At 70.9% G+C, this 9681-nt stretch carries 12 protein-coding genes and 1 pseudogene; 5 read left to right on the forward strand and 8 right to left on the reverse strand.

The features are described 5' to 3' along the window. Nucleotides 1-36 precede the first annotated feature (36 nt). The 4 genes and pseudogenes from GWI24_RS13175 (at nucleotide 37) to GWI24_RS46510 (ending at nucleotide 2528) form a co-directional block, all read left to right on the forward strand. Complete coding sequence (locus GWI24_RS13175; protein WP_210946141.1) at nucleotides 37-240, forward strand: hypothetical protein; 204 nt, start codon at nucleotides 37-39, stop codon at nucleotides 238-240. A 161-nt stretch (nucleotides 241-401) separates the two neighbouring features. After that, nucleotides 402-611 carry a hypothetical protein gene (locus tag GWI24_RS13180; RefSeq protein WP_210946142.1) on the forward strand — a complete coding sequence of 70 codons (210 nt, stop codon included), beginning with the start codon at nucleotides 402-404 and terminating at the stop codon, nucleotides 609-611. 227 nt (nucleotides 612-838) lie between these two features. Then, a pseudogene (locus tag GWI24_RS46505) lies at nucleotides 839-1117 on the forward strand (zeta toxin family protein); the annotation flags it as partial. A 220-nt stretch (nucleotides 1118-1337) separates the two neighbouring features. Then, nucleotides 1338-2528, forward strand: a complete 1191-nt coding sequence (locus GWI24_RS46510; protein WP_308343633.1) for a zeta toxin family protein — start codon at nucleotides 1338-1340, stop codon at nucleotides 2526-2528. 52 nt (nucleotides 2529-2580) lie between these two features. Here the strand turns inward: GWI24_RS46510 and GWI24_RS13190 are convergent, their stop codons facing one another. The 8 genes from GWI24_RS13190 to GWI24_RS13225 all read right to left on the reverse strand — a co-directional run bounded on the left by GWI24_RS13190 (nucleotide 2581) and on the right by GWI24_RS13225 (nucleotide 8919). Continuing rightward, on the reverse strand, nucleotides 2581-2910 hold the full coding sequence (locus GWI24_RS13190) for a hypothetical protein (RefSeq protein ID WP_210946143.1): 330 nt from the start codon (nucleotides 2908-2910) through the stop codon (nucleotides 2581-2583). Between the two features lie 710 nt (nucleotides 2911-3620). Beyond that, entirely contained in the window at nucleotides 3621-3932 is a 312-nt protein-coding gene (locus GWI24_RS13195) for a hypothetical protein (RefSeq protein ID WP_210946144.1), read from the reverse strand. Then, entirely contained in the window at nucleotides 3916-4665 is a 750-nt protein-coding gene (locus GWI24_RS13200) for a hypothetical protein (protein WP_210946145.1), read from the reverse strand. Before GWI24_RS13200 ends, GWI24_RS13195 begins: the two co-directional genes overlap by 17 nt. A 22-nt stretch (nucleotides 4666-4687) precedes the next feature. Continuing rightward, on the reverse strand, nucleotides 4688-5404 hold the full coding sequence (locus GWI24_RS13205) for a hypothetical protein (RefSeq protein ID WP_210946146.1): 717 nt from the start codon (nucleotides 5402-5404) through the stop codon (nucleotides 4688-4690). A 76-nt stretch (nucleotides 5405-5480) separates the two neighbouring features. Continuing rightward, the gene (locus GWI24_RS13210) at nucleotides 5481-6008 is read right to left on the reverse strand and encodes a YbhB/YbcL family Raf kinase inhibitor-like protein (protein WP_247616291.1); all 528 of its coding nucleotides are present in this window, start codon (nucleotides 6006-6008) and stop codon (nucleotides 5481-5483) included. A gap of 238 nt (nucleotides 6009-6246) precedes the next feature. Next, nucleotides 6247-6846: a YbhB/YbcL family Raf kinase inhibitor-like protein gene (locus GWI24_RS13215; RefSeq protein ID WP_308343634.1), complete on the reverse strand. Its 600-nt coding sequence runs from the start codon at nucleotides 6844-6846 to the stop codon at nucleotides 6247-6249. Nucleotides 6847-7175: 329 nt separating this feature from the next. After that, a complete protein-coding gene (locus GWI24_RS13220) occupies nucleotides 7176-7913 on the reverse strand; it encodes a hypothetical protein (protein ID WP_210946147.1) in 738 nt (245 codons plus the stop codon). A gap of 145 nt (nucleotides 7914-8058) precedes the next feature. After that, nucleotides 8059-8919 carry a fumarylacetoacetate hydrolase family protein gene (locus GWI24_RS13225; RefSeq protein ID WP_210946148.1) on the reverse strand — a complete coding sequence of 287 codons (861 nt, stop codon included), beginning with the start codon at nucleotides 8917-8919 and terminating at the stop codon, nucleotides 8059-8061. Nucleotides 8920-9045: 126 nt separating this feature from the next. Here GWI24_RS13225 and GWI24_RS13230 point away from each other — a divergent pair. Next, nucleotides 9046-9681, forward strand: a 636-nt coding sequence (locus GWI24_RS13230) for a LysR family transcriptional regulator (protein ID WP_210946149.1), incomplete at its 3' end; no start/stop codon positions are given.

Here is a 9681-nt window from a genome sequence, read left to right on the forward strand (position 1 = left end):
ACCGACGCCCGTCTCACCGGAAAGGGAACTGACGCCATGACCGAACGTAACGCCGTGATCCTGCTCGCCTGCGCCCTGACTCTCGTGATTGCCGCCCTCGTCGGGGCCGGGGCCGGCTATCTCGCCCGTCGCGACCATGCCACCTACCCCACCGCCCTTACCCGCGCGGCCACCGCCTTCTCCGCGACCCTCACTCTGGCCGCCGTCACCGCCACCGCTCTGGCCTCACTGGTCAACTAGCAACATCTTGGCGGGCAGTACAGAGAGCCGAGGCCAAGATGGACCAGTGGCAGGCACTGCGCCTTCGCCAACGGCACTTCCAGCCGACCGGGCTGTAGGAGAGGCTCAGCGACAACCCCGTCCCATAGCTTCCTGGCTTGGCTCTCATCTGGAGGGGCGTCGTGGACGAGGACGAGACCTACCCCCTGAACGTCATCGTGGAGAAGATCGGCGGCTCCCTCGAACAGGCGAAGCTCGTCGAAGACGGTGAATTTGAGGTCACCAAGGATGACCTGGCCGATCCGGGGCGAAGGGTCTTCAGCGAAGTGGAGTCGTCGTACGGGATCTGCCCCGGCGAGAGTGCCGCACTCAGCCCGCTCAATGTTCGGTGAGAACCGCTTAACCTTCGCTGCGACAGGTCAGCCAGCAGGAGGGGACAGTGGAGGGATCGGGCAAGGCGCCGGACTTGTCGTCTGAAGTACCGGGGCGGCCCCCGGAAGCGGGCTCGGCCGGGCCTCCTGCAACAGGTCCGGTCGGCGACTGGGCCGAGGAGGTCCTCACCAACACTGTCCTGCCCGGCGTCCTGGAAGGTGCGGTTCCTCAGGTCCGCCCGGTGGTGGTGTGCGTCCTGGGGCAACCAGGCAGCGGCAAGACCACGGTCATCGACCTCGTGCACGCCGCGCTGGCGGCGCGGGGCGGGGCGGTGCGGGTCGACCGCGCCACCTACAAGACCCACCATCCCCATTACAGCCAGTACCTGGCCGAGGACGTGTGCACCGCCGGGGAGCGGGTCCGGCCGGAGACGTACCGGTGGCAGGCCGCTGTGGAGGCCGCGGCGCGCGAGGGCCGCTACGACGCGGTCGTGGAGGTACCGCTTGCCCGCCCGGAGGACTTTCTCGCCGGTGCACTGGCGTCCCGGCAGACGGGTTACTGGGTGGAGATCGTGGCCCTGGCCGTGTCCCTGGGCGGTCAGCGAACTCAGCGCCCTGGAACGGTTTCTGCGCCTTGCCCAGGAGGGTCTGGCGCCCCGGTACGTCTCCTGGGACAACCACGGCACGTGCGCCGACGCGCTGGTCCCGACGCTCGGGGCGGCGTAGGCCGAGCACCTGGCGCACCGGGTGTTCGTCATCCGGCGCGGCGGGCAGACGACGCTGGAGGTCATCTACGACAACGAGCTCGGCCCCGGCGGGCGTTTGCTCCGCCCGGCAGACGCGCCGGGCGCGGTGCTCGCCGAGTTGCGTCGGCCGTGGGGTGCCAGGGCGACGGGGCGGATCCGCCGGCAGCTCGTTGACGCCGACCGGCGCCTGGCCGATCCCGCGCTGCCGGAGGACTGGATGCTTGCGGTGCGCCGCAACTCCGAGCGCGCCGCCGCGCTGGCCGAGTCGGTCCGGCGCATAGCCCAGCCCCGCCGGGATGCGCCCGGGGTGAACTACCACCGGCTCTCCGTCGAGGAGCACCAGTGGATCTACGACGAGCTGATCGTGCCGTCCCTCGGGCCCATTACCGGGCAGGAACAGCCGGTCGTCGTTTACGTGATGGGTCAGCCGGGCGCCGGGAAGACGCGGATCGCCCAGATCCTGCGCAGCCTGCGCGACCCGGTGCACATCACGGGCGAGATCTTCAAGCAGGTTCATCCGGACTACCCGCAGCTGCTGCGCGAGGAGCCGCGCACGGCCTCAGCGCGGATACGCACCGACTACCGGGCGTGGCAGGCGTGGGCCGAAGCGCACGTGCGCGATCGACGCGGGGACATGGTCATCGAGATCACCCCGGAAAGCGCTGCCCCGTTCGCCGCCCGCGCGGCCGTGGACCGGCAGGCGGGCTACCGCGTGCAACTGGTGGCCCTGGCAGTCCGCGAGGCCGATTCCCGCCAGGGCACGGCCGCCCGTTATGCCCGTCTGAACCTGCAGGACATTCCCGCGCGGTTCACCACCGCCGCCGGGCACAACGCCTGCGTCGACGTCCTCCCCGAGACGGTGGCCCTGGCCGAGCAGCTGGCCGTGGTCGACGAGGTGGTGACGATGCGGCGCGATGCCCACCCCCTCTACCGCAACCACCTGACCGACCAGGAGCGTTGGGCCCGGCGCCCCGCTGCCGGCCTCGCCGTGACCGCGGAGCATCACCGCCCCTACACCCTCGAGGAAGCTGCTGCGTTCTGGGCCACCCAGCGCTGGCTGCACACAGCAGTACCGCAGTACCGCGACGACCTGGTCGCAATCGCCCGGCTGGCCTGCCCCCTGATGCCCGCCCAGCGGCCGCACCAGCTCGACATGCCCGCCCCCGCCGCCGCACTGCCCGTGCCCGCCTGACCGGCGGCGCGGCCCGGCACCCGAACCGGTCTGGGCCCGCGGCGCCCCGCCGCTACGACTCGGGGCCCGGTTCGGCGGCTTTCAGCTCCTTCAGCCGTGTGGCGTATTCGGCGGCGATGCGCGCGATCTCCTTGGGCCCGGCGTCCTTGAGCCGCTGCTGGTCTTCCACGCACCTCTGCCGCTGCGTCTTCAGCTCCTCCAGGCGCTGCTGATCCCCGGAGCGCCGGGCGAGCAGCAGCGCTCGGCCGTACCAGGCGATGACGGCCCCCACGGTTTCGAACGCCTCCTCGTATGAGACGGCATCGCCGCCCGGGCCCTGGGTCGGCTCGGACGAGGGGTGCGGGTCAGAGGACGAAGGCGAGGACGATGCGGCGTCGTGCATAGGAAGACCACCTCGGTGCCGGAACCCACAGCGAAACGATCATTCTCGTTGTGGGCTGAAACGGGGACTGGGCCGACCACGGTACGCGGCATACGTTGGGGCCCAGTGATCACTTCCGGGGGGACCTCATCACATGGACCTACGTGCGCTGTTCAGCTCCAACGACCCCGTGGGCAGCAGTGAGGCGTTCACCATCCGCCAGAGTCAGTGGAACGTCATCGCCACCGCCATCGAGGAGCTACCTGCGGCACATCGCTGCCCCAAGCTTCGACGTGGAGGACCTGGAGAGCCCGCGTACCAACGTGATCGTGTTCCACGGGGTGGGTGGCGTCGGAAAGTCGACCCTGCTGCGCAAGATCGAATCGACGCTCACCGCGGCCGAGCAGCGCCCCCAGCAGTGGGGCGCCCCCGCCTGGGCGAGCAAGACGATCCTGCCCGTTCGTATCGATCTGTCCCGCTCGGCCTCCATGGACTTCGAGCGCGTCGTGCTGACGATCCGGCTCGCCCTGGCCGCCGCGGTCGGCCACCCCATGCCCAGCTTCGACCTGGCGCTGCGCCGCTACTGGGACGCCCAGCACCCCGGGGAGCCGCTGGAGGAGTACGTCCGGCGCACCGGACTGGTGGGCAAGTTCGGACAGATGCTGCCGCAGCAGATGCAGTGCGCAGTCACCGAGGCCGCCAGCGCCCTGAAACTGCCCGGCCTGGTCGGATCAGCGGCCGGACAGGTCGCCACCGCGCTCGTGCAGGCACTGCGCGAACGCCGCGAACGCGCCCGGGCCCTGGCCGGCTGCGCCCGCACCGCCGACCTCCTGGAGGCCGACCCCGACCTGGAGGCGCTCTCCTACTACCCGCACCTGCTGGCGTGGGAGATCAGCCGCCTGCCGACCAAGCGCGCGGTGGTCCCGGTCATCCTGCTGGACACCTTCGAGGACACCGGCGACCGCCACCGCGACACCGAACGGCTCCTCCAGCGCCTGGTCTGGCTGATGCCGAACGCGTTCTTCGTCATCGCCGGCCAGCAACCGCCTGGCGTGGGCCGACCCCGCTCTGCAGGGACAGCTGGACTTCACCGGCCCCGACGCCTGGCCCGGCCTCGCACCCCAGACAGAACAGCCTGCCCAGGCCGCCGGCGGCTATCGCCAGCACCTGATCGGCGACTTCTCCCCCGAGGACTGCGACGCCTACCTCGCACGCCGCCTCACCCAGGACGGCCAACCGCTGATCGGCTCCGACATCCGCGCGGTCATCACCCAGCGCTCGCACGGCCTGCCGCTCCACCTGGACCTGGCCGTCGCACGCTTCCTCGAGATCCGCCGCACCGGCCGCACTCCCACCGCCGACAACCTCGACCACACCTTCCCCGCCCTCATCGCCCGCACCCTGTCCGACCTCACCGCCAACGAGCGCCATGTCCTGCGCAGCGCCAGCCTCCTGGACGCCTTCGACCTGGACCTGGCCACCCAAGCGGCAGGCCTGCCCCACCAGGCCGCGGCACGCAGGCTCGTCGAACGGCCGATGATCACCGAGAATCCGTACGCGATCTGGCCCTACCACCTGCACGGCGCCATCCGCGCCGCGCTGCGCCGGGCCGATGACCACACCGAGGACCGCTGGACCCCCGCCGACTGGCACCGAGCCGCCGAACGCGCCCTGGCCGCCCTCGGCCGGCAGTGGCAGGACGCAGGCGCCCTCCTCCCCGGCCGGACCCTCCTCGTCGCGTGTCTGCGCCAGGGCCTGCGCCTGGCCCGCGACCACGACCTGGGCGACCTCGGCTGGCTCACCGACGCCGCCTTTGCCTACACCGACGACTCCGCCTGGGAGCCCCTCCCCCGGCACCGAGCCGCAGCCAGGGCCGGACACACCCGCCGACGCCCTGGCCGAGCTCCTCACCGCCATCGCCCGCCGCCAGCACGAGCACCGCGAACGCACCGCCGAACGCCTCACCGCCGTCCTGGACACCGGCCGGCTCTCCGGCGAACTCGCCGAAATCGCCGTGTACTACCGGGCCAAGGCCCACAAAGACCTCGGCCGCACCGACGCCGCCGCGCGCGGCATGCGCCAGGTCGTCGACGCAGGCGGCCGGCTCGCTCCACGCGACCACCGCGGTCTGGCCAACCTCGCCCGCATCGGCGGTGATTTCCCCACCGCCCTCGCGGCCGTCCCCACCCTGGGCTGGGAGGGCCGCCATCACCGCGTCCTGGCCCACATCCGATGGCCCCACGGCGATATCGACCGCGCCGCGGCCGCCTTCGAAGCCGCGCGGGCCGAAGCAGAACAGCACAACGCTCCGGGCGAGCGGGCTATCGCCCAGACTCTCCTCGCCCTGGTCACCGCCTTCACCGACCCGGCCCGCGCCGACGACGAACTCGCCCTCGCCCACCAGTACCTCGCCCAGCTCGACCAACGCGCCACCACCCTCTACGCCCACGTCGCGGCCCTCATCCGCGACGCCGGCACCGACCGCGACGTCACCGACCGCGCCACCGTCCTGCACACCAGGGGCTGTGCAGACTCCTTACGGCCCCCGCCGACCGGCCACAGACCCACTCCGCCTGCGCCCGGCGGCGGAGTCACTCGCTGTCGGTCCGGGCCTCGGCCCACGGCACGATCACTGCTCGTGCCAGCGTGTGGCTGGACAGGTTGGCGCCCAGGAGGGCGGGGGTGGCGTCGTTGTCCACGCCGAGCGGTTTGACGGACTTGACGTCGAGGGCGTACACGACGATGTAGTAGTGGTGCCGTCCGCTTCCCGCCGGCGGGGCGGCTCCGAGGTAGCGGGTCATTCTGGCGTCGTTGGGCAGCTGGTAGGCGCCCTGGGGCAGGCGGGTGCTGTTCTTGGCTCCGGCGCCGGTGGGCAGGCTGGTGGTACTGGCCGGGAGGTCGGCCACCGCCCAGTGCCAGAATCCGCTGCCGGTTGCCGCGTCCGCGTCGTACACCGTCACCGCGAAGCTCTGTGTGTCCTTGGGGAAGCGGCTCCAGGACAGCTGCGGTGAGGTATCGTTTCCGCCAGCCTTGAGTATGCCGCTGTACTGGGCTTGGGGCAGCCGTTCGCCGTCGCGCACGTCCGTGCTGGTCAGCCGGAAGGACGGCACCTTGGGCAGGCGGTCGTAGGGGGTCCCGGTCGGCTGGGCGTCCGTCGTCGGCGTAGGCGACGTGGGCCGTGTCTGCGCCGTTCCGGTGTCGCACCCCATCACCATGGCGGCTGAAACGCCCAGGGCGACGGCGAGGGCGGACAGGCGACGGCGGCGCGTCCCCGTGCTGTTGCGGGGATTGCCGACAGTGGTGGACGGGGCCGCGGGTATGCGATCGGAGCGGGTGTGCGATGTCATGGTCCTGTCCTCACGTTGAGGGACGTGTGCCGTTGGGAGCGTCGGGGGAGGGAGTGTTGCTCTGTGCTGGAGGGCCTTGCGCCCAGGGTGCGATCACTGCCCGTGCCAGCGTGTGGCGGAACAGGTTGTAGCCCAGGAAACCGGGGGTGGAATCTCTGCTGACGCCGAGCGATTCGACGGATGCGACGTCGAGGGCGTGCACCACGATGTAGTAGCGGTGCCGCCCGCTCCCCGCCGGCGGTGAAGGGCCCAGGTAACGGGCCCTTCTGGCTTCGTTGGGCAGCTGGTAGGCGCCCTGGGGCAGGCGGGTGCTGTTCTCGGCTCCGGCGCCGGTGGGCAGGTGGGTGGTACTGGCCGGGAGGTTGGCCACGGCCCAGTGCCAGAATCCGCTGGCTGTCGGCGCGGTCGGGTTGTACATCGTCACCACGAAGCTCTGCGTGCCCTTGGGGAAACGGCTCCAGGACAGTTGCGGGGACAGGTCCTGCCCGTCGCGGTTGCCGAGCACACCGCTGCGCTGGGCCCGGGGCATCGGCTCGCCGTCGCGCACGTCCGTGCTGGTCAGCCGGAAGGACGGCACCTTGGGCAGGTGGTCGTAGGGGTTCCAGATCACCTGGGCGTCCGTCGTCGGCGTAGCCGGTGTCTGTGCCGGCCGAGCCGGCTGGCGGGAGCTGGCGGCGCACCCCGCCAGCATGGCGGCTGAAACGCCCAGGGCGACGGCGAGGCCGAACTGGCCCCGGCGGCGCGCCCGCACACCGTCGCCGGGATTGCCGGTATCGGTGGATGGGGCCGCCGGCCTGCGGTCAGCGTGTTTGTGCGATATCACAGGCTTCTCCTCACCTTGATGGACGCGAGCTGTCGGGAGCTGCCGTTGTCCACTGGGAACACGAAGGTGGATCCGGCGTGACCGCTCACGTCGCAGCCCTGCCTGCGGTCTGCTGACTACGCGGACGATCCGCGTGTGGGTGTGGGTGGGGCTGGTTGTCCGGTCATGTAGCCGACGGCGGCCGCCAGGATGGCGCGGATGGGGGCGATCTCCGCGAGGGAGCGAGGCGGATAGATCAGGGTGTAAGTGGCGGGAAGCTCCAGCATCACGCCCGCGAGCGGGTGGAACTCGCCCCATCCCAGGTCGAGGACCAGTCGGGCGTCCGCCGGGCTCAGGATCATGTGCATGGATCCGTCTGAGGGATGCACGTGACCCAGCTCGCCGCTCGCCGCGCGCGAGATCGCGTGAGGGTAGGTGTCGCCCTTCAGGCACAACGCGTCGTGGTGCTTTTCCCACCGGCTTGTCCGGTATTGCAGCGGCGGCGAGTCCGACCGGGAGAAGTCGTCGAAGACCGAGACCAAGGCTTGTTTCACCGGCGCGGGCGCGTGCTGGTCCACGACCCTGTTCGGGACCGGGTGCGGGGCGGACTTGGGCCTGGTCCCACCGCGGGCCTGCAGGTCGAGCAGGACGGGACTGACCTCTTCTTCCTGGTCGTGGCTTCTCCCGCCGAAGCGGTCCCGGGCCCGCAAGCGCATGGCCGTCATGCGAAGCCAGCCCCCGGCGTTGTGGGGCAGACCCCCTTCCCCGAGACTTCGCCACTGGCCGTAGTCGTATACGGCCCATGCGCCGGCCCCCAGGATGGTGGCGGCGGCCAGGCCCGCCGGCAGATACCGGTTCCGGTTGATCTCGTTCATGAGCGTGTTCCTCAGGATGGTGGCGGCCGGGCCGGCTGACGGACATCGGTTTGAGGTTGATCGCGCGCGGGAGCGCGATCCTTCCCGGCGCGGCATGGGCGGCGGTGTGCGCCAGGCGTCTGCTCCTGCCCGGCTGGCTTGGTGGTCAGGCAGCGGTGAACTGCTGGTGCAGGCGGCCCAGTCCTTCGATGGCGCTGACCAGCCGGTCGCCGGACCGTAGGTACTGGCGGGGCGTGCGGCCGTGGCCGACGCCTGACGGGGTGCCGGTGAAGATCAGATCGCCGGGCAGCAGCGGGGTGACGGCCGACAGGTAGCCGATGAGTTCGGGCACATCGAAGATCATCTGGCTGGTGTGGCCGGACTGCAGCTCTTGCTCGCCCCGGCGGCAGACGATGGCCAGGTCGGCAGGGTCGGTGAGTTCATCCAGGGTGGTCAGCCATGGGCCGGTGGGGCCGAAGCCGGGATGGGACTTGGCCAGGGAGAACTGGGCCGGGTCGGTGGCGAACTGGCCGGTGCGCTCGGACAGGTCCTGTCCCACCATCAGCCCGGCCACGTGCTCCCACGCCCGCTCGCGTGGCACACCGTCGGCACGGCGGCCGATGACCGCGACGAGCTCGACCTCCCAGTCGACGGTGTCGGACGGCAGGGGCACCGTGGTGTCGGGGCCGGTCAGGCAGGTGACGAACTTGGTGAACACCGATGGCACCGCGGGCAGGCCGATCTCGGCGGCGTGGCCGCGGTAGTTGGTGCCGATCGCGAAGATCTGCCGCGGCCGGGGCACCGGCGGCCCCAGCTCACCGTGCTCCACCGTCCTGCCCTCGGCGCGGCCGGCCCACGCCGCCCGGTCCGCCGCCCAGGCGCGGAAGTCGTCCCAGACTTCCCATAGGTGCATCGGGTCGGGCCCGAAGCGGCCCCCGCTGGCCTCGGCCACGTCCACAACGGTGACGGTGCCGGAGCGGTGACCGGTGATCAGGACGAGACGGTCGTCGTACAGACCCAGACGCATGGAAGACCTTTCCTTTGCGCGACGTGTTGCTCACTACAGCGCCGCCCGAAGGCGACAACTCGACTCTGCCGCCACGCTTCCCATAAGTCCAAGGCATGTTTTTCATCACCACGATAAAATGAACTCATGGCAACCTTGCGGCAGCTCGAGTACTTCGCGACCGTGGTCGACACCGGCTCCTTCACCCAGGCGGCCCACAGGCTCCACGTCACCCAGCCCGCCCTCTCCCATCAGATGCGCGCCCTGGAGGAATCGGTGGGAGGACCGCTGCTGGAGCGGCTGCCCCGTACGGTCAGACTCACCCCGATGGGCCGCGCCATGCTCCCGCACGCCCGCGCCGCACTCGCCGACGTCGAACGCGCCCGATCCGCAGCCCGGCAGGCCGGCGGCCTGGAAACCGCCGAACTCCACCTCGCCACCCTCTACTCCATCACCCTCGGCGTCCTGCCGGGCGTCCTGCGCATCTGGCGACAGCACCACCCAGGCAATCAGATCCGCCTGTTCGAGCACTGGCACACCGACCGCCTTACCGCCGCCATGGCAGCCGGACAGGCCGACCTGGCCGTCGGACCACACCCCTCAGGCTGGGACGGCCCCATCCACGACATCGGCACCGACGAATTCGTCATCGTGGTACCCGCCGACGACCCGGCCACCTCCGACCAAGCCACCCACATCAACCTCACAGCACTGGCCGACCGGGCCTGGGTGCACTTCCCGCCCGGCAACGGCCTGGGCGACATACTCGACCAGGCCTGCGCC

The organism is Streptomyces sp. MK37H (assembly GCF_018035285.1).
In the GTDB taxonomy this organism is placed as follows: Bacteria; Actinomycetota; Actinomycetes; order Streptomycetales; family Streptomycetaceae; genus Streptomyces; species Streptomyces endocoffeicus.

Coding starts and splice junctions, on each gene's coding strand:
- GWI24_RS13175 (WP_210946141.1), top strand. CDS start 37: ATGACCGAACGTAACGCCGTGATCCTGCTCGCCTGCGCCCTGACTCTC.
- GWI24_RS13190 (WP_210946143.1), bottom strand. CDS start 2,910: ATGCACGACGCCGCATCGTCCTCGCCTTCGTCCTCTGACCCGCACCCC.
- GWI24_RS13220 (WP_210946147.1), bottom strand. CDS start 7,913: ATGAACGAGATCAACCGGAACCGGTATCTGCCGGCGGGCCTGGCCGCC.
- GWI24_RS13225 (WP_210946148.1), bottom strand. CDS start 8,919: ATGCGTCTGGGTCTGTACGACGACCGTCTCGTCCTGATCACCGGTCAC.